Consider the following 19,141-nt stretch of genomic DNA (forward strand, 5'->3'; position numbering starts at 1 on the left):
GAAACTAGGACTTTAGGACTTGAGCGCCCGCTGGGATCATCCCCGGCGGGCGTTTTTGAGATCAGGAGATTATGGAAAAAGAAACGAAGAGAGAGCTGCCGGAAGCGTTCGTGGAGAAGATGGAAAAGCTTCTCGGCAGTGATGCGGAAGCATTTTTTAAGAGCTATGACGCGGAGCGGAAATTCGGACTGCGGGTCAACCCATTAAAGCAGAAGAGCGGAGAGATGCCGGAGGAAGGAGAACCCCTCGGAGATTACCTGAAGGGACTCGCAAAAGTTCCCTGGGCAGAAGAGGGATTTTACTACGAGGCAGACATGCGCCCGGGACGCCATCCGTTCCACGAGGCGGGGGCATACTATATCCAGGAACCAAGCGCCATGTCTGTGGCAGAAGCACTGTCTCCAAAGCCCGGAGAGCAGATCCTGGACCTCTGCGCGGCACCGGGAGGTAAATCTACCCATCTTGCCGGAAAAATGGGCGGACAGGGGCTTTTAGTCTGCAACGAGATCCATCCTGCCCGCGCGAAGATCCTGTCCCAGAATATTGAGCGCCTTGGCGTGGAGAATGCTGTGGTGACGAATATGGATCCGTTCCAGCTTGCCCCGGCGTTTCCGGAATTTTTTGACGGGATCGTGGTGGATGCCCCGTGTTCCGGCGAGGGAATGTTCCGAAAGGATGAGAACGCCAGAAATGAGTGGAGCCCAGACCATGTAAGACAGTGCGCGGGGCTGCAGGACGGGATCCTGGACTGCGCAGCGGCGATGTTAAAGGACGGTGGGCGGATCGCCTATTCCACCTGCACATTTTCACCCGAGGAGAACGAGCAGAGCATAGCAAGATTCCTTGAGCGCCATCCGGAGTTTTCTGTGGTGCAGCCGGAGCTTGTAAAATATTTTTCCGGCGGTCACCCGGAATGGGCAGATGGGGATGAGGAGCTGAAAAAGACCGTGAGGATCTGGCCGCATCTTGCGGACGGGGAGGGTCATTTCCTGGCGCTGCTTGTGAAAGGTGAGAGATCCTGGGATGCTGTGGAAAGTACCGTGAACGCAGACGAAAAGAAAAACAGCAAAAAGGGCGGACGTAAAAATGGACGTGCGAAAGAGGACGCGGCGCTCACGGAAGCGGTCGCTGCGTTCCGGACGTTTGAAAAAGAAAATCTGAAAGACACGGAACATCTGGAGAATGAAAAGAAATTTCTGATGTTCGGAGAAAACCTGTATCTCGTCCCGGAGGTGATGCCGGATCTTAAGGGACTTAAGGTACTGAGACCGGGCCTGCACCTCGGAAGCGCGAAAAAAGACAGGTTTGAGCCGTCCCATGCATTGGCTCTGGCACTGAAAAAAAGTGATGTGAGACAGAGCGTTGAGGTCGGATCGGAGGATCTTGCGCTGCGGTATCTTCGCGGGGAGACGCTGCGGGCGGAAGACTTTGAAAATCGGGAGATTCCGGTAAAAGGCTGGGTTCTTGTTACTACCGGCGGCATGTCGCTTGGATTTGCGAAGGCAGCTGGCGGGATGCTGAAAAACCACTATCCGAAGGGACTTAGAATCCAGGGCGGCTGAGTATAGAAGTCAGCAGATATATGAGGATACGCTGAAAATCTGCTTATGATGAGATACACTTTAATATGTAGTGTTTAAAAAAAGCAAATAAAAATCCGTCAGGTCCTGCCTTAGAAAAAGACAGGACCTGACGGATTTTTGATGTCCGGAAAAAGTTTTCTCATGTCCTCTGGCAGTGATGCGGAGAATTCAAGCTTCTCTCCGGTCATGGGATGGGAAAATCTTAAGTATGTGGAATGGAGCGGCTGCCGGTCGATAAAGCGGTAGTCCGGGCAGTAGAGAAAATCCCCCGGCAGCGGATGCCCGATGGCTTTCATATGGACCCGGATCTGGTGTGTTCTTCCTGTCTCTAAGAGGAGGCGGATGAAAGAAATGTCGGCGTCCTTGTTGTAGGCAAACGTCCGGTAATGGGTCACAGCGGTCTCGCCCCGCTCTGGATCGCAGACCCGCTCGATGGTGGAGCCGTCTTTTCTTGCGATCGGAAGATCGATGGTGCCGGACGCGTCCGTCTTCCCGGAGACGATGGCGGCGTACTCCCTGTGAATCGTGTGATCCTTCACGGCATCAGAGAGAACGCAGGAGCTGTAGGGATTCTTTGCGAGAAGCACAAGTCCTGATGTGTCCCGGTCCAGCCGGTTTACGGCCCGGAACACGAAAGGGGTCGCCTCGTTCCTGTAATACCATGCGATTCCGTTTGCCAGGGTATTCTCATAGTGTCCCTGGGACGGGTGGACCGGCATTCCGGCAGGTTTATCGATCACGAGAACATGTTCGTCTTCAAAAACGACGGAGAGGTCCATGGGAACAGGGACAATCTGGTCGGAAGTTTTTTTCTCCGTGACATGGACGCGCAACTGATCTTTCGGCTGAAGGACTGTGTTGGAAAAAACAGTTTTTCCGTTTAGGAGAAAACTGCCCTCGGTGTTCCGAAGATGAACCACCAGGCGGGAAGAATAGCCGGAATCCAGGAGAAAGGCGGCGATGGAACGGCCGCTCTCAGCTTCTTTAATTGTGTAAATTAAAACTATATTCATGAAAAATCCCTTTTTATTAAAAATAATAATTCAATACGCAGATGCCCGCAGAGATTTCGGCTGCATAACACCACGGACACGTAGAAATGATCTCAAAGTTATTTCAGCGTATTTCATTGTATCATAGGAAAAATTGTCCGGCAAGTCTCAGAAAACATCCGCATATGCTGTTACAAATATGCGGCGGAAGTTCTGAAAAATGTGGAAAAATAAAAATATAGCAGGAATGGTGCTGGCGCGGCTCAGTGAATGGACCTTGGGGAAAGAAAAGGAAAAACGCAGGCGCGGACCATCCCAGATCCTGCAGTTGTGCCTGGGGGGACTCCTGCTTTTGGCAGCGGCAGTTCCCGGAGATCATTTATACAGGGAAAGCAGCGGGCTGCAGGCTGCACAGGATCCGGTCGTATCGGTGATCCGGTCCGAGAATGGGGAGACACTGGAATCAGCGGTGGTGCGATCGAAGGTGAAGACCGATCCGCTGAACCTGAACTCCCACTCCGCTGTCCTGCTTGACGGCGATACAGGGCGGATTCTGTACGGCAAAAACGAGATGGAAGTTCTTCCCATGGCCAGCACTACGAAGATCATGACCTGCATCCTTGCCCTGGAGAATGCCGGGCTGGACACGGAAGTCGGGATCTCAGACCGGGCGGCGACCATGCCGGAGGTGAAGCTGCATGTGAGAGAAGGGGAGAAATACCGCCTGGAAGACCTTCTTTACTCCCTGATGCTGGAATCCCACAATGACACCGCAGTGGCCATCGCGGAAGCGGTCGGGGGCAGCGTGGAAGATTTCGCGGACATGATGAACAGGAAGGCAGCGGAACTTGGCTGTGATGATACATATTTTCTGACGCCCAACGGGTTGGATGCGGAGGATAAGGAGAGTGGGAAGATTCATTCCACCACTGCGGCAGACCTGGCGCGGATCCTCAGATACTGCATCGTGCTCTCACCGGCAAAAGAAGAGTTCCTTGCCATCACAAGAGCACCGTCCCACGCCTTTTCCGACCTTTCCGGGATACGGAGTTTCTCCTGCGTCAATCATAACGCTCTCCTGACATCCATGGAAGGTGCGGTCAGTGGAAAGACCGGATTCACGGGAAAGGCCGGATACTGTTATGTTGGTGCAGTAAAAAAGGGGAAGAAGCTGTTCATAGCGGCGCTCCTGGGCTGCGGGTGGCCACCCCACAGGACCTATAAGTGGCAGGATGTGCGGAAACTTGTGACGTACGGGGATAAAAACTTTGAGTATAAGGAGATAGAGAAAACAGGACTCGGGGAGGAAACTGCAGTTCCGGTGGAAAATGGCGTGGAGTCCAGGGTTAAGGTGGAGATCGGGACTGAAAACGCGGATAAGACCCCTCTACGTGTTCTGCTGGGAAACGATGAGAAGGTCCAGGTAAGGACAAAGATCGCAAAATCGCTCCATGCTCCGGTCCGGGAAGGAACGCCGGTGGGACAGCGGGATTACATGGTCGACGGGATCGTCATCGACAGTGATCCGGTGGTGACAGCCGGGAATGTTGAACTTTGGGACTTTGAGTATGCGGAGAAGATTGTGATGGGAAAATTCTGGATGTAAAGGTCTATTTTTTCCAAACAGGAATCGATGAATGAGCGGACTGTTTTAAAATGTGTTACAGTTCAGCCATGCGCTGGTTTGAATGAGAAAGTGTGTTGCAAGCTTGCTTGCATAAGCACTTTTTCATTCAAACCAGCATATGGTGGAACCACCAAGCTTCTTGTTTTCATGAATATGAAAACAAGAAGATGTAATGGCTGAACTGTAACTAAAATGTTATAAAAATCCTACTATCATACTTGAATTATAGGAATGTTCTGCTATACTGGTAAGAAAGATAATTGTAACTATTCAGTACCTTCATAGTTACGTGCAAAAATCCATTCCAGATCAGCTTCGCTGATGGGATTTTTGCCTTCCAGCCTATGTTTCCTTACGGTCAGCGCAGCAAGTGCGCAGACCTACTGAACAGTTACCAGATAATTTATAAGTGAAGGTACTGAATAGTTACAGATAATTTATAAGTATGGAGGCATAAAATCATGCAGACAAAACTGACGAGAGAGGACGCCATCGCGCTCCTCAGAAAATACAACAAAGAGCCATTCCATATTCTCCATGGCCTGACTGTCGGGGGCGTTTTAAAATGGTACGCGAATGAACTCGGATACGGAGATGAGGCCGGATTCTGGGAGATCTGCGGAATCCTTCATGATATCGATTTCGAGGAGTATCCGGAGGAGCACTGCCTGATCGCGCCGCGTCTTTTAAAAGAGGGCGGAGCCGAGGATGAGGTGATCCATGCGGTCTGCAGCCACGGATACGGAATCCACGAGTGGATCGACGCGAAGCCGGAGCACGAGATGGAAAAAGTCCTCTTCGCGGCAGATGAGCTGACCGGTCTGATCTGGGCGGCAGCGAAGATGCGCCCATCAAAGAGTACGAAGGACATGGAAGTGTCCAGCTTAAAGAAGAAATTTAAAGATAAGAAATTTGCTGCGGGATGTTCCAGGGACGTCATCACAAAAGGTGCCGGGAATCTCGGCTGGGAACTGCCGAAGTTAATGGAAATGACGATCCTCGCCATGAGATCCTGCGAGGATTCCGTTGCGGAAGAGATGAAGAAGATGGGGTTGGCGGAGTAAGAGCGTATTGCTGACCAGTATAATAAAAACCTGAGGAGCTGTGTTGAGACCTCTCAGGTTTTTTGCCTTCCGGCTTATGTTTTCTTACAGTCAGCGCAGTAAGTGCGCAGACCTGCAGAACAGTCACAATTTCAGACTAATTGTTCAGCAATTTTGCACGCTTACCGCACTGACTGCACTGTCTATTTTGTGCTCTTGATCTGTGCCGTCATCTTATTGGGCAGGCAGACGATGATCTCGCCGTCCAGATGGATCTTTCCCTGGTGGACACAGATCTTGTCGGGGCATGTGGCCTCGGAGACCCACGCCTCCCCATCTTTGATGATCAGGTGGTTTGTGCCGCCGGACACGCTGTCTATAGTGAGTTCCTGATCTTTTGCGAGATCGAGGGTTTCGACTACTTTTCCATCGACGGAAACTTCAACGATCTCCGCAGGGCTTTTATGCATCAATTTTGCCCCGAGAAAAAGAAGAACGGCTGCCGCAAGTATTACGGCGATCAGGATCATATCCTGTTTTTTTAAAAGTTTCTGTTTCGTATATTTGCTTTCTGTCATAAAAAATCCCTGAAAATAGTGTAATGGTAACTGTTTCGTGTTTTGCATCAGCGCCGGGCAAAAAATCCGGGAGACTGTCTGATCTAAATATTACTGTTTGATAATAAAGTCTTCCATTCCATCCGAATAGTAAACATTGTAATCCTCATCGATAAAGCATGCGTAGATTCCATCCAGGGAATTCGCAAGCTCCAGTCCTTTTTCCAGGCCAAGGGAAAAGCAGGTGGTGGAGAGACCATCCCCGTCCACGGACTCCTCGGAGAGGATCGTCACGGAGATCAGTCCATTATCGTAAGGATACCCGGTTGCCGGGTTTAAAATGTGATGGTAATTCTTTCCGTCGATCTCAAAATGCCGCTCGTAGACACCGGATGTCACGACGGAGAGATCATTGATCCCAAGCACCTCAAATGTCTCATCCCTGTCCGCAAAAGGTTTCTGCAGCCCGATGTTGAATTTGCTTCCGTCCGGCTTTTCGCCCACGCAGAGGACGTTTCCGCCGAGATTGATAATGGCGCTCTCCACACCGGCATCCAGGAGCTGTTCCTTGATCCGGTCGGCGATATAGCCCTTCGCGATGGAACCCAGGTCGATGGTGGTATCCGGGGAGAGGAATGTCAGCGTATTTCCGGAGAGGACGAGGTTGTGGTAATCCACCTTCGGAATATCTGCTTCGATGTCTGCTTCATCCGGGATCACGGCCTCGCCGCTTGTGAAATTCCAGAGGGAACTCAACGGCTCGATCGTAATGTCAAAGGCACCGTCAGATTTCTCGCAGTATTCCAGACCTTTTGCCAGAAGCGCTGCCATGTCGTCGGAGACCGTGACAGTGTCGGAGGTCCGATGGTTGATCTTGTAGAGCTCGCTGGTCTCTAAGGTCTTGCTGAAAATATTCTCATACTCTTTACAAAGTGCCATCGAATCGTCTAAGATAGAGGAGTCGTCGGAATCGTAGAGCGTGATGGTGACGAAGGTGTTGAGCAGAAAATCGGAACGGCTGAGAGGAGTCTCCTGTGTGAGAAGTCCCGGTCCGCTGCTTGTTCCACACCCGCTCAATGTCATGCCGGAAACAAAGAGGAGACCGGCGGCACAGAGGCCAAATATTGTTTTTTTATTCATGTGTTATATACTTCCTGTACGATAAATATTATAAGCTCATTCGACAGCGGAAATTTTGTATATTAATACGAAAACGCAGACCGCAGCAGGCACTCGTGCCTGTCGTACAAAATATCAGAAGCTGCACTGCCGGATATCCGGTTTATTCTAACAAATGAACTTTTGAAAGTCAAGAAAGAGGAGAATAGATCCGATGAATCGAGAAAAAAAGGCAATAACTGTGGCATTGTATGGGCTCCTGATTGCCCTTGCCATGGTGCTGAGTTTTGTTGAGACAATGATTCCCATCCCGATCCCAGTCCCAGGCATAAAGCTGGGACTGGCGAACCTTGTAACGGTGGTGGGGCTCTATTTAATTGGAATCCCCGGAACCATCGCCGTGACCCTGATCCGCATCGTTCTTGTGGGACTGTCATTTGGAAATCCCTACAGCATGATCTACGGGCTGTCTGGAAGCTTTTTAAGCTTGTTTGTGATGGCGGTATTGAAGAAGACCGGAAAGCTCTCCCAGGTCAGCATCAGCGTTCTTGGCGGTATTGCCCATAATATCGGCCAGATCACCTTTGCGGCAGTTATCGTCCAGACACCAGGGGTATTTTATTATCTGCCATTTCTTCTGGCAGCCGGATGCATCGCGGGAACACTGATCGGAATCGTCGGCGGAATCATTACGGAGCGGCTTCAGCGTGCGATGCGGGGGATAAAAAAATAAAATAGCGATTGTATTAGGGTGGTAAATTTATTATAATAAAATGTAACAGGTTGCAGGTGCGGCAATTTGTTCTGCAAAAAACGCGCTGCAAGTTTACTTGTATAAGTGTTTTTGCAGAGCAGATTGATATAGGGCGGCCGCCCTGTGCTTCTTGTTTTTGTGCAGCGAAAACAAGAAGATACGCACGTTATACTTAAATCTGTCAATATACCGTAAAAAAACGGAGGAATTCGATCATGATTGAAATGTCAATAAAGAAACTGGTTCAGTACGGCAGAACGACCGGACTTATCGAAGCCGAAGATGAGATCTACGCAAGAAACCAGATCCTGGAAGTACTGAAAATGTCCGAATACGAGGAGCCGGGCGGGATTACAGACGAGATCAGCCTGGAAGATACCTTAAACGCGCTCACCGACTACGCTGCAGAGCAGGGGATCCTTGAAAACAACAGCGTCGTATACCGGGATCTTTTTGACACGAGACTCATGAACTGCCTGATGCCGCGCCCAAGCGAGGTCGTAAAGAAATTCCGCGGGGAGTATGAAAAATCCCCGGAGGACGCAACGGCTTATTTCTACAAACTGAGCCAGGACTCCGACTATATCCGCCGCTACCGTGTCTGCAAGGACCTGAAGTGGATCACAAAGACGGAGTACGGCGACCTGGACATCACGGTAAACCTCTCAAAGCCTGAGAAAGACCCGAAAGCTATCGCCGCTGCAAAAACCATGAAGCAGAGCGGATACCCGAAATGCCTGCTCTGTATGGAAAACGTGGGCTACGCGGGCCGAATCAACCATCCGGCGAGAAACAACCACCGGATCATTCCGCTGACCTTAAACGGCGAGTCCTGGGGCTTCCAGTATTCCCCGTACGTCTACTATAATGAGCACTGCATCGTCTTCAACGGAAAACACACCCCGATGAAGATCGACCGGAATACGTTCAAAAAGTTATTTGATTTTGTGACCATGTTCCCGCATTATTTCCTGGGATCCAACGCGGATCTCCCGATCGTCGGCGGTTCCATCCTGACCCACGACCATTTCCAGGGCGGAAGATACACCTTCGCGATGGCGAAAGCACCGGTGGAGAAAAGTTTTACAGTGAACGGTTACGAGGATGTGGAAGCAGGAATCGTAAAATGGCCGATGTCCGTGATCAGGATCCGCAGTGAGAAGAAAGAACGCCTTGTGGATCTTGCGGATAAGATCTTAACTGCATGGCGCGGATATACAGACGCGGACGCGGATATCTACGCGGAGACAGACGGGGAGCCACATAACACGATCACCCCGATCGCGAGATTCCGCGGCGGAAAGTTTGAGCTGGATCTGGTACTGAGAAATAACCGCACCACGGAGGAACGTCCGTTAGGTCTGTTTCATCCGAACCCGAAACTCCACCACATCAAGAAAGAGAACATCGGACTCATCGAAGTCATGGGCCTGGCAGTTCTTCCGTCGAGATTGAAGGATGAGCTTGCCCTGCTTGCCGACTATATCGTGGAAGGAAAGGACATCCGCAGCGAGGAATCCATCGCAAAACATGCAGACTGGGTAGAAGAGTTCCTTCCGAAATATGCGAAGATCACAAAGGATAATGTGATGGAGATCTTACAGGATGAGGTCGGCCATGTGTTCGCGAATGTCCTTGAGGATGCGGGCGTTTATAAGCGCACAGAGGCGGGGCGTGAGGCATTTGGAAAATTTATCGAGACATTAAACAGGTAACAAAATTGTTGCCGGAACCGTTACATTTTCCTTAAAATTTTCATAAATGTAGGGACTTCGTCTCGCCAAGCGCGGGAAAGTGTGTTATATTGGTATTTGTTTCATAACTGCTAAGATTCTTCGCAGTTACAAGCAAAAATCCATTCCGGATCGGCTTTGCCGATGGGATTTTTGCTTTCCAGCCCATACTTTTTACGGTCAGCGCAGCAAGTGTGCAGATCTATTGTGCAACTGCTGGGCTTTAAATGATGGAAAAAGGAGACTGCCATGTTAAATGAGGAGAAGATCCGGCTGATGACGGGTATCGCCATGTTTGAAAAGAAAATGATGAAGGAATCCATCCCGGCAAACCGGTATTTCAAGAGCGACTACGTTGGAAGCCATCTGATCCGGTCTTTTATCGCGTACTCGCTGACCGTGTGCCTGTGCCTGGTGCTGTGGGTCCTTTACCGGTTCGATGATCTGCTCAACGCCATGGCGGTGGATGACCTGATCTCTCTCGGGGTGCGCCTTGTATTCTACTATGCTGCGGGACTTCTCGCATATCTTGTTGTGACCTGGAAGATCTATTCGAGACGTTATGACGAAGCAGCCGGAAGACTGAAGATCTATCAGGCAAAGCTGCGGCGCCTTGATAAAAAATATGACCAGTAGCCTGCAAAGGAAAACGGGGAGGAAAAGAGTAAGTGATCGGACTTTTAGTATTCAAGGAAAAACTGAAACAATTTTATGGAAAGTATAATATTTACATCGTACCGGTCGTAAAATTCCTGGTGGGATTCCTTACGTTCTGGCTGATCAACGCGAATGTAGGTTTTATGTCGAAACTTAAGAATCCGCTGATCCCGGTGGTGATGGGACTGGTTGCCTCCTTTATTCCATATGGAGTGACAGCGTTTCTGGCCGGTGTTTTTATCCTGATCCATGTTGCCCAGGTGTCTCTGGAGATCGCTCTGGTCATCTTTGTGTTCGTGCTGGCGGTGACCGTCCTTTACTACGGATTCCGGCCGGGTGACGGATATCTGCTTCTCCTGACACCGTTACTGTTCTTCCTGCGGATTCCGTATGTGGTGCCGCTTGTGGTAGGACTTTCTGGAAGCCTTGTGTCCATCGTTCCTGTGTGCAGCGGTGTCTGCATCTACTATATTCTGATGTATTTAAAGCAAAATGCGGGAACACTGACGGGAAGTTCGATGGCGGAGATGGCAGACCGGTTTATCCAGATCGTAAAGAATGTATTTGGAAATGAGCTGATGTGGGTCATGGTGGCTGCATTTGCCGCTGCGATCCTTGTGGTTTTCATCCTTAAAAATCTTTCAGTAGACTACTCCTGGTCCATCGCCATCGTTGCGGGAGTGATCACACAGCTTGCAGTGATCTTTATCGGTGATTTCAATTTCAACCTTCCGGTATCCGCAGGTTCCATGATCTTTGGAATCGTCGCATCGGTGGTGATCGCCCTGATCTACCAGTTCTTTGTGTTCGCGGTGGATTACACGAGAACAGAGTATCTGCAGTATGAAGACGATGACTACTATTACTATGTGAAAGCTGTCCCGAAGCTCACGGTGTCTGCACCGGATGTGAAGGTACAGCGGATTTATTCGAGAAAAAATGTGAGACATGAGAAGAACGAAACTCGTGAATAATTGTACGGAGGTAACAAAATGACAGAATTTCTTGGGAATATGTATTCCTGGTTTACATTTATTCCGAAGATCACATTGTCGAATCTTTTTGAAATTCTGATCCTCACAGTTCTGATCTATGAAGTCCTTTTATGGGTGAAGTCGACGAGAGCGGGAGTGCTTCTCCGCGGTGGTATGATCATTGTTGGTTTTTACCTGCTGGCGGCGATGCTCCATTTAAATACGATCACCTGGATCATCAACCATATGGGCCAGCTCGTATTGACAGCCCTCATCATTATCTTCCAGCCGGAGCTTCGAAAAGCGCTGGAGCAGCTCGGAAGCAAAAATATCATCACAGACCTTTTTATTTCTGAGAATTCCAGACAGCAGGAAGGATATACAGAGAAGACCGTAAATGAGATTACCCGTGCAGCCTTTGAAATGGGAAAAGTAAAGACAGGAGCCCTGATCGTCATCGAGCGCGACACTCCGCTTCCGGAGATCGAACGCACGGGAATCCCGGTGGACGGAATCGTCACGAGCCAGCTTCTGATCAATATTTTTGAACACAATACGCCTCTTCACGACGGCGCGATCATTATCCGTGGAAACCGCGTGACCTCTGCGACCTGTTATCTGCCGCTTTCTGATAACCTGAGCATCAGCAAAGACCTGGGAACAAGACACCGTGCGGCTCTTGGAATCAGTGAGAGCACGGACAGCCTGACCGTTGTAGTCTCCGAGGAGACTGGACGGGTATCCCTGGCGGCGGGCGGAAGTCTCAGAAGGATCAACAGTCCGGAAGAGTTAAAGCTTGCGATCGCTGCAAAGCCGGAGGAGGAGACGGTATCCGGCCCGTTCAAACTCTTGAAGGGATGGCATAAAAATGAAAGAAAAGCAGAATAGACGATGGGGACTTTTGCTGATTTCCTTCCTGTGTGCCTTTTTAGTCTGGCTGGGGGTCGTCAATGTGGCGGATCCGGTCATGACGGATACTGTGGAGGTGCCGGTAGAGATCATTAACAGCGACGTCCTCACGAAGAACAACCTGACATATGCGGTTGTCGGAAAATCGACAACCACAGTTCAGTATGAGGTAAAGACGACAAATGCGTATCGGATCCGTTCCTCAGATTTCCGGGCGTACGCGGATATGACAGACATGTGGTCCGTGACAGGCGCGATCCCGATCAAGGTCGAGGTCCTAAACCACTCCGAATACCTGGTCTCCATGCCGGTGAGCCGGACGGGAACGATCAAGATCGAGACGGAACCGCTTCAGAGGAAGACATTTACCATCGGCGTCATGACGACGGGAATGCTTGAGGACGGCTACCAGACTGGCAAGGTGACACTGTCACCGGAGACACTTACGGTCGAAGGTCCGGAATCCCTGATCGGACAGATCAGCAGCGTCGGAATCGAGATCAACTTAGACGGAAAGAACGCGGATTGGAGCGATTCGGAGGAACCGAAGTTCTATGACGCGAACAAAAACAGCATTACGATCAGCGATCGTCTGATCAGTAACTGCAAGAGTGTCGATTATACCATGGAGATTCTGAAAGTGAAGAATCTGAGCCTGGATTTCGATGTCACCGGTGAGGTGGCGGGCGGTTATCGCTACACAGGTGTGGAGTGCGGACTTAAGAGTGTCCCGGTGGTCGGATTAAAGAGCGCTCTGGCATCCTTAAATACGATCACGATCCCGAAGGAAGAGCTTGATGTTTCCGGCGCGAGGGCAAATATCGTGAAGACTATTGATCTGAATGATTATCTGCCGGAGGGAGTTTCCCTGGCTGGGAAGGACAGTTCCGAGATCACGGTGACACTTACGGTGGAGCAGTTGAAGGAACGGGAATATACGGTCCGCATCAGCGCTGCCAGTTATGTTGGGGCGGACAGTTCCTACAGCTATCGGGCAGACCCGGGAACGGTCACAGTCCGGATCCGTGCGCTTCAGGAAGAACTTGACAGCCTGCAGCTTACGGCTGAGGACCTGAGTCTGAATGTCTCTGGAATGGGAGAGGGAAGCCATCAGATTCAGCCGACGCTTAACAGGGAGCTTGATTCTGCCTATGATCTGCTGGGAATTTCCAGCTGTACGGTAACTGTCGCAAAGGAGCAGGAGTCTGCGACGGAGACAGAGCCTGAGACAACTGAGAAAGAGACAACTGAGAAAGAGACAACAAAAGCGTCGGAAACTGCCGCTGAGAGCAGCAGGGAGGCGGAGACAGAGGGGGAGACCGCTGCGTCTGCGACAAGACACGCGGTGATCGTCCCGCCGGAGACGACGGAAGCACGTCAGGCGACAGGTCTTCAGACCATATTTCGAAATTAGGAGTTAAAAATACTTATGGTAAAGCAAAAAGTTACGATAGGAAACCCAACCGGTCTTCATCTGAGACCGGCAGGGCTTCTGTGCAAGGAGGCACTGCGGTTTCAGAGTTCGATCAAATTTGAATATGGAAACACGACAGCTAATGCAAAAAGTGTACTGAGCGTGCTGGGGGCATGCGTAAAGTGCGGAGATGAGATCGAGCTGATCTGTGAGGGAGTGGACGAAAAGGAAGCTCTGGATGCAATCACGGAACTGATCAATGGCGGTCTCGGAGAGTAGGCTGATATGCTGGTTTATGTGATCTGTTACGGCGCTGCCATGCTTTTTGCATTCAGCGCCCATTTTACCTTATCAGGAATGTCACTGATGTTTGCAGCACTATATCTTTATCTGTGGGAATATGGGAAAAGCGGCAATCCGCTTCATCTCCGCGGACTGTTTTCCTTGTTTTATGTGGGAGGAGAAGGAATCTCCTGCCTGAAGCTGTCAAACCTTCAGAAGGACTGGAGTTTAGAGACCTGGGCGTGCTTTTTTGTAGCTTTTGCGGCATTCTGGAATGTGTACGCACTGGCAGAAAAGAAATTTGGATATGGGGAAGAAAAAAAGACTGTAGCTGGTTTTTCTCAGAAGTTTACAGAGAAGGCTGCAGAGAGATACGGGACAAGAATTTTCATTGCACTTACCGGGCTGACAATTCTGTCCCTGACTGCCTTTTTGTTTGAGGCATTCCGGTTGGGATATGTGCCGTTTCTCCTTCGGGGAGTGCCGCATGCCTACTCATATTTCCATATTTCCGGGGTCCATTATGTGACGGTGTCATGTGTACTGGTCCCGTCCATGGAAGTGCTGTTATGGTTCTATGACAGGGAGATGGGGAAGGCGAAAAGAATCGTTTCCCTCATTATGACAGGGATCGCGCTCCTGATCCCGGTGCTTTGTGTATCGAGATTTCAGCTGATCTTTGCGGTGATTCTCGCAGTGCTGACATTTATGATTGTCAGCGGACATAGGAAAATCAGGTATCTTTTCATGGCAGCGGCGGGACTTGTTCCACTCTATGTGATCTTAACGATTGCCAGAAGCCATGATGTGACGTATCTGAATGGAATCTTTGAGATGAAGAATGCGGCTACGCCGATCTTTATCACGCAGCCTTACATGTATATTGCAAACAATTACGACAATTTTGACTGTCTGGTACGGGAGCTTCCGGCCCATTCTATGGGACTAAAGGGAATGTTTCCGCTCTGGGCATTATCGGGGCTTAAGTTTATAAAGCCTGCATTAGTGGACTGGCCGATCTACGTGAATAAGGAGGAGCTGACTACGGTTACACTCTTCTATGACGCGTATTATGATTTTGGAATTGCCGGTGTATTTCTGTTTTCATCAGTATTGGGAGCGGCTGCCGCATGGCTTTCTGCAAGGACATACCCGGGAAGAAATCCGGCGTGGTACCTATTCTATTCTCAGGGAGCGCTCTATTTTATGCTCTCGTTTTTTACAACCTGGTATTCCAATCCTACGACCTGGTTTTACTTTGTGGTGACCGGTGCCTTTGGAATTTTTTTAGAGATTAAACACAACAGACGGAGGAGACAGCTATGATATCAGAAAAAATGAAACCATTTATGGCTAATAATTCCGCGATCCGCGCAATGTTCGAGGAAGGGAAAAGAATGGCTGCTGTTTACGGCAGGGAGAATGTATATGACTTCAGCCTTGGAAACCCGAATGTTCCGGTTACGCAGGTGACAGAGGCGATCCTCGACGTGGTGAAGAATGAGGATTTCATGACACTCCATGGATATATGAGCAATGCAGGCTATGAAGATGTCCGTCAGACCATCGCAGAGTCCTTAAATAAACGGTTCGGAACGAATTTTTCCTTTAAGAACCTGATCATGACAGTGGGTGCGGCGAGCGGATTAAATATCATTTTAAAGAGCATTTTAAATCCGGGCGATGAGGTTATCGTGTTTGCACCGTATTTTGTGGAATATAATGCGTATGTGAGAAACTATGACGGAAATGTTGTGGTCATTTCTCCGGATACTGAGACGTTTATGCCGAAGCTTGATGAGTTTGAGGCGAAGATCACTGCTAAGACGAAGGCTGTTATCATCAACAACCCGAACAACCCGACGGGTGTTGTGTATGATGAGGCGACGATCAAGGCTATGGCTGCGATCCTGGAGAAGAAAGAGAAGGAGTTTGGCACATCGATCGTGCTGATTTCTGATGAGCCGTACCGTGAGCTGGTTTACGGCGGGGTTGAGGTTCCGTTTGTGACGAAGTATTATCACAATGCGGTTGTGGGATACTCTTACAGTAAGTCTCTTTCTGTTCCGGGCGAGCGTATCGGATATGTTGTGATTCCGGATGAGGTGGATGATTCTGCGGCCCTGATCGGGGCAGCTACGATCGCGAACAGGGTGATCGGATGTGTGAATGCACCGTCACTGGTTCAGAAGGTGATCAAGTATTGCATTGAGCATGAGGTTACGGTGGATCTGGAGACTTATGAAAAAAACAGGAATCTGATTTATGGCGCGCTGACGGAGTATGGATTTACTTGTGCGAAGCCGGACGGAGCGTTTTATTTGTTTGTGAAGTCTCCGGTGGAGAACGAGAAGGAATTTTGCGAGGTGGCGAAGAAACATCACGTGCTGGTGGTTCCGGGCAGTTCGTTTGCTTGTCCGGGGTACGTGAGACTGGCTTACTGTGTGTCCTATGAGCAGATCGAGAGGTCTCTGCCGGCATTTAAGAAGATTGCAGAGGAGTACGGGCTTTGTAAGTAGTGTTGGCGGGAAAACCGGTGAAAGGAGTACAGATCATTAGCCGGACTTTGTTCGAAAGTATATAAAGCCGTATGAGATCATGTGGAGTACTGAAAAAGGGGGATCGACTGAGTAAAATACTGCGGATGGAATGCAGCAGGATTTTTACAGGATTAGGAGGTCCATGGAATGAATTTCAGAAAGTATGCAGGGATTATTTTAAATATTCTGGTTCCTTTGCTCACAGTTTATCTCGTCTGTGTCTGGGGACTGAGGCTGGTGGTGTTTTTTCTTCCGTTTGTGATCGGATGGATCGTGGCAGCGATCGCGAATCCGGTGGTGCGCTTTTTTGAAAAGCGGCTGAAGATCGTCCGCAGGCACGGCTCGATGGTTCTGATCGCAGGTGTGCTGGCACTGGTGATCTTTGGCATCTATGCGCTGTTTTCCTGGGTGTTCCGGGAAATGACGGAGTTTGGGCAGGCACTGCCCGGAATTTATGCGTCGATCCGGGAGGAGGTCGATCTGGCCTGCGAGCGGATCGTGGGACTTTTGAAGTATCTTCCTGCAGACACGGAGATGACGATCGTTTCCGAGCTGGAGAATGTGGGTGGATATATCGGCGATTTTGTTCAGAAGATCGCGGCTTCCGCAGGCAGCCGCGTAGTGCGGACGCTGCCGGAGGTCTTTGTGAATACGATTATTGTATTTCTTTCTTCATACCTGTTTCTGGCAGATCATGATAAGCTTGTGGAGACGGTACGGAAGGTTATGCCGGGGCCTGTGATCAAGTATGGACGGATGATGAAGAACGATATCCGGACGTTGATCGGCGGGTATTTTTTGGCGCAGTTTAAGATCATGTTCGTGGTCGCAGTGGTGTTGGTGATCGGAATGTTATTCCTCAGGGTTCCATATGGAATTTTTCTTGGAATCGCGATCGCGATTCTGGATTTTCTGCCGATGTTCGGCACAGGAACGGCATTGATTCCCTGGGCAGTGGTGAGACTCTTTACCGGGGAGTACGGTTATGCGCTCAGCCTTGTCATTCTCTATATTTTAACACAGGGCATCCGTCAGGTGATCCAGCCGAAGATCGTCGGTGACAGCATGGGACTTCCGCCGCTTGCAACACTATTCTTCCTCTATCTTGGTTTCAAGTTCCGCGGTATTGCGGGAATGATCATCGCTGTACCGGTCGGCATCCTGTTTATCCGGTTTTACGGATATGGGGCATTTGACGGCCTGATCAGGAATGTGAAGTTTCTTGCGGAGGAGATCAGGAAGCTGATGGAAGGATAGAAAATAAGAAAAAGAGACAGGCATTTGGAAGCTTATCTAAGTTTCCGGATGCCTGTTTTGGTATAAGAAAACAAAATTTATTCAGCAGATGAGCCATCGGCCGGGACAATAACGATATTGACGTCCGGGATATTACAGGGTGCCGTGATGCTGGCATTGGATATCCGGAGGAAGATCTTCTGAAAAACTTTGCTGGTTTTAAACTCTGCATTTAAAGGTCGAAAATAAGTGTAGGAATGTATCAGGTGTGCATCTGTTGCATAAAATAGAACGATATTCAATCGAGCGAGGAAATTATGGCACAGGGATATTTGCAGGTGGATGTTGTGTCGGACGCGAACAGTTTTCCGGTACAGGATGCGGATATTGTGATTGCAAGGACGGAGGAACCAGATGAAATTATTGAGGAGACGAGAACGAACAGTTCCGGACAGACGGAGAATCTTCCATTAGATGCACCACCGTTAGAGCTTTCATTGTTACCGGAGGAGACGGAGCGTCCATATGCAGAATACACGATCCGAATCACAGCACCGGGATTTGAATCATTTGTTGTTTCAGGAACGGAGGTTCTGGCGGACGTGACGTCGATCCAGGGGATTCGTTTGCGGCCTCTTTCGAATGTCCAGGCCGGAGATCAGACAGAGATCGTGACGATTCCGGATCACACACTTTATGGTGATTATCTTCCAAAAATCGCGGAGAGCGAGATCAAGCCGGTTATAGAGACAGGAGAGATCGTTCTATCCAGAGTGGTCGTCCCTCAGACGATCGTGGTACATGACGGAGTGCCAACGAACGCGTCCGCGGCCAACTATTATGTCCCATATCGGGATTATATCAAAAATGTAGCCTCCAGTGAGATATACGCGACCTGGCCCCGCTCCGCGATCGTCGCGAATGTGCTGGCGATCATGTCCTTTACGTTAAATCGTGTCTATACGGAATGGTATCGCAATCAGGGATATGATTTTACGATCACATCATCAACCGCGTATGATCATAAATGGATTTATGGGCGGAATATTTTTGAGTCCATCTCTGTCGTGGTGGATGATATTTTTGATAATTATCTTTCGCGCCCGGGAGTGAAACAGCCGATCCTGACACAATACTGCGACGGGCGGAAGGTTCGGTGTCCGGGGTGGATGACGCAATGGGGCAGCTGTGAGCTCGGAGAAGCGGGGTACAGTCCCATCGAGATCCTGCGGAATTTTTATGGAGATGATATGTATATCAATACGGCAGAACAGATCTCCGGCATCCCGGCATCGTGGCCGGGATATGATCTGAAGATTGGTGCCACCGGTGATAAGGTGCGGCAGCTGCAGGAGCAGTTAGACGCAATCTCCAGCGTGTATACCGCAATTCCGGATATTTCCCCTGACGGGATCTATGGTCCGGCTACCGCGGAAGCTGTCCGGAAATTCCAGTCGATTTTTGGACTTCCCCAGACCGGAGTGGTAGATTTTGCTACATGGTATAAGATTTCCCACATATATGTGGGGATTACAAGGATTGCGGAATTATCGTAAATGAAATATGGATAGAAAGTGATATGTTGCCGGACATGGTGACAGGAGATACCTGCCGATCCTGTCACCATGAATTCAGGAGCAGGCTATCGCGGGACGGAGAAGTGAGGATTAACGGATACTGTGAATGAAACGCGATCAAAAGTTAAGAGACAGATATGGATA

At 49.6% G+C, this 19,141-nt stretch carries 17 protein-coding genes; 14 read left to right on the forward strand and 3 right to left on the reverse strand.

Going from position 1 to position 19,141, the window contains the following annotated elements; translation table 11 throughout:
• The first annotated feature begins 71 nt into the window (after window positions 1-71).
• The gene (locus GPK83_RS15450; protein ID WP_215705187.1) at window positions 72-1,562 is read left to right on the forward strand and encodes an RsmF rRNA methyltransferase first C-terminal domain-containing protein; all 1,491 of its coding nucleotides are present in this window, start codon (window positions 72-74) and stop codon (window positions 1,560-1,562) included.
• 110 nt (window positions 1,563-1,672) lie between these two features.
• On the opposite strand, the gene GPK83_RS15455 is transcribed toward GPK83_RS15450, so the two are convergent.
• On the reverse strand, window positions 1,673-2,596 hold the full coding sequence (locus GPK83_RS15455) for an RluA family pseudouridine synthase (protein WP_215705188.1): 924 nt from the start codon (window positions 2,594-2,596) through the stop codon (window positions 1,673-1,675).
• A 199-nt stretch (window positions 2,597-2,795) separates the two neighbouring features.
• Here GPK83_RS15455 and GPK83_RS15460 point away from each other — a divergent pair, with 199 nt between their 5' ends.
• Window positions 2,796-4,181 (forward strand): D-alanyl-D-alanine carboxypeptidase family protein, encoded by a 1,386-nt coding sequence (locus tag GPK83_RS15460; protein WP_215705189.1) that lies wholly within the window; start codon window positions 2,796-2,798, stop codon window positions 4,179-4,181.
• A gap of 482 nt (window positions 4,182-4,663) precedes the next feature.
• Window positions 4,664-5,266, forward strand: a complete 603-nt coding sequence (locus GPK83_RS15465) for a hydrolase (RefSeq protein ID WP_117469353.1) — start codon at window positions 4,664-4,666, stop codon at window positions 5,264-5,266.
• Between the two features lie 182 nt (window positions 5,267-5,448).
• Here the strand turns inward: GPK83_RS15465 and GPK83_RS15470 are convergent, their stop codons facing one another.
• Window positions 5,449-5,823, reverse strand: a complete 375-nt coding sequence (locus tag GPK83_RS15470) for a NusG domain II-containing protein (RefSeq protein WP_215705190.1) — start codon at window positions 5,821-5,823, stop codon at window positions 5,449-5,451.
• 90 nt (window positions 5,824-5,913) lie between these two features.
• Entirely contained in the window at window positions 5,914-6,942 is a 1,029-nt protein-coding gene (locus GPK83_RS15475) for an FAD:protein FMN transferase (protein ID WP_345941834.1), read from the reverse strand.
• Between the two features lie 193 nt (window positions 6,943-7,135).
• Here GPK83_RS15475 and GPK83_RS15480 point away from each other — a divergent pair, with 193 nt between their 5' ends.
• From GPK83_RS15480 to GPK83_RS15530, 11 genes are all read left to right on the forward strand, one after another.
• On the forward strand, window positions 7,136-7,654 hold the full coding sequence (locus GPK83_RS15480; protein ID WP_015554134.1) for a Gx transporter family protein: 519 nt from the start codon (window positions 7,136-7,138) through the stop codon (window positions 7,652-7,654).
• A 236-nt stretch (window positions 7,655-7,890) separates the two neighbouring features.
• Window positions 7,891-9,390 carry a UDP-glucose--hexose-1-phosphate uridylyltransferase gene (galT, locus tag GPK83_RS15485; protein ID WP_215705191.1) on the forward strand — a complete coding sequence of 500 codons (1,500 nt, stop codon included), beginning with the start codon at window positions 7,891-7,893 and terminating at the stop codon, window positions 9,388-9,390.
• 267 nt (window positions 9,391-9,657) lie between these two features.
• The gene (locus GPK83_RS15490) at window positions 9,658-10,044 is read left to right on the forward strand and encodes a hypothetical protein (RefSeq protein WP_117469357.1); all 387 of its coding nucleotides are present in this window, start codon (window positions 9,658-9,660) and stop codon (window positions 10,042-10,044) included.
• Between the two features lie 32 nt (window positions 10,045-10,076).
• Window positions 10,077-11,039 carry an ABC transporter permease gene (locus GPK83_RS15495; RefSeq protein ID WP_117469358.1) on the forward strand — a complete coding sequence of 321 codons (963 nt, stop codon included), beginning with the start codon at window positions 10,077-10,079 and terminating at the stop codon, window positions 11,037-11,039.
• An 18-nt stretch (window positions 11,040-11,057) separates the two neighbouring features.
• Window positions 11,058-11,927: a diadenylate cyclase CdaA gene (gene cdaA / locus GPK83_RS15500; RefSeq protein ID WP_117469359.1), complete on the forward strand. Its 870-nt coding sequence runs from the start codon at window positions 11,058-11,060 to the stop codon at window positions 11,925-11,927.
• Window positions 11,908-13,362: a CdaR family protein gene (locus GPK83_RS15505; protein ID WP_117515257.1), complete on the forward strand. Its 1,455-nt coding sequence runs from the start codon at window positions 11,908-11,910 to the stop codon at window positions 13,360-13,362. The genes cdaA and GPK83_RS15505 overlap by 20 nt, the downstream gene beginning before the upstream one ends.
• Window positions 13,363-13,377: 15 nt before the next feature.
• Entirely contained in the window at window positions 13,378-13,641 is a 264-nt protein-coding gene (locus tag GPK83_RS15510) for an HPr family phosphocarrier protein (RefSeq protein ID WP_117515255.1), read from the forward strand.
• A gap of 6 nt (window positions 13,642-13,647) precedes the next feature.
• Window positions 13,648-14,970: an O-antigen polymerase gene (locus GPK83_RS15515; protein WP_117515253.1), complete on the forward strand. Its 1,323-nt coding sequence runs from the start codon at window positions 13,648-13,650 to the stop codon at window positions 14,968-14,970.
• Window positions 14,967-16,163, forward strand: coding sequence for a pyridoxal phosphate-dependent aminotransferase (locus GPK83_RS15520; RefSeq protein ID WP_215705192.1), 1,197 nt, complete (start codon window positions 14,967-14,969; stop codon window positions 16,161-16,163). Before GPK83_RS15515 ends, GPK83_RS15520 begins: the two co-directional genes overlap by 4 nt.
• A 168-nt stretch (window positions 16,164-16,331) precedes the next feature.
• Window positions 16,332-17,441 (forward strand): sporulation integral membrane protein YtvI, encoded by a 1,110-nt coding sequence (ytvI, locus tag GPK83_RS15525; protein WP_215705193.1) that lies wholly within the window; start codon window positions 16,332-16,334, stop codon window positions 17,439-17,441.
• A 275-nt stretch (window positions 17,442-17,716) separates the two neighbouring features.
• Complete coding sequence (locus GPK83_RS15530) at window positions 17,717-18,976, forward strand: peptidoglycan-binding protein (protein WP_345941835.1); 1,260 nt, start codon at window positions 17,717-17,719, stop codon at window positions 18,974-18,976.
• Window positions 18,977-19,141 lie beyond the last annotated feature (165 nt).

This window comes from Clostridium sp. MCC328 (assembly GCF_018785465.1).
GTDB lineage: Bacteria > Bacillota > Clostridia > Lachnospirales > Lachnospiraceae > Pilosibacter > Pilosibacter fragilis.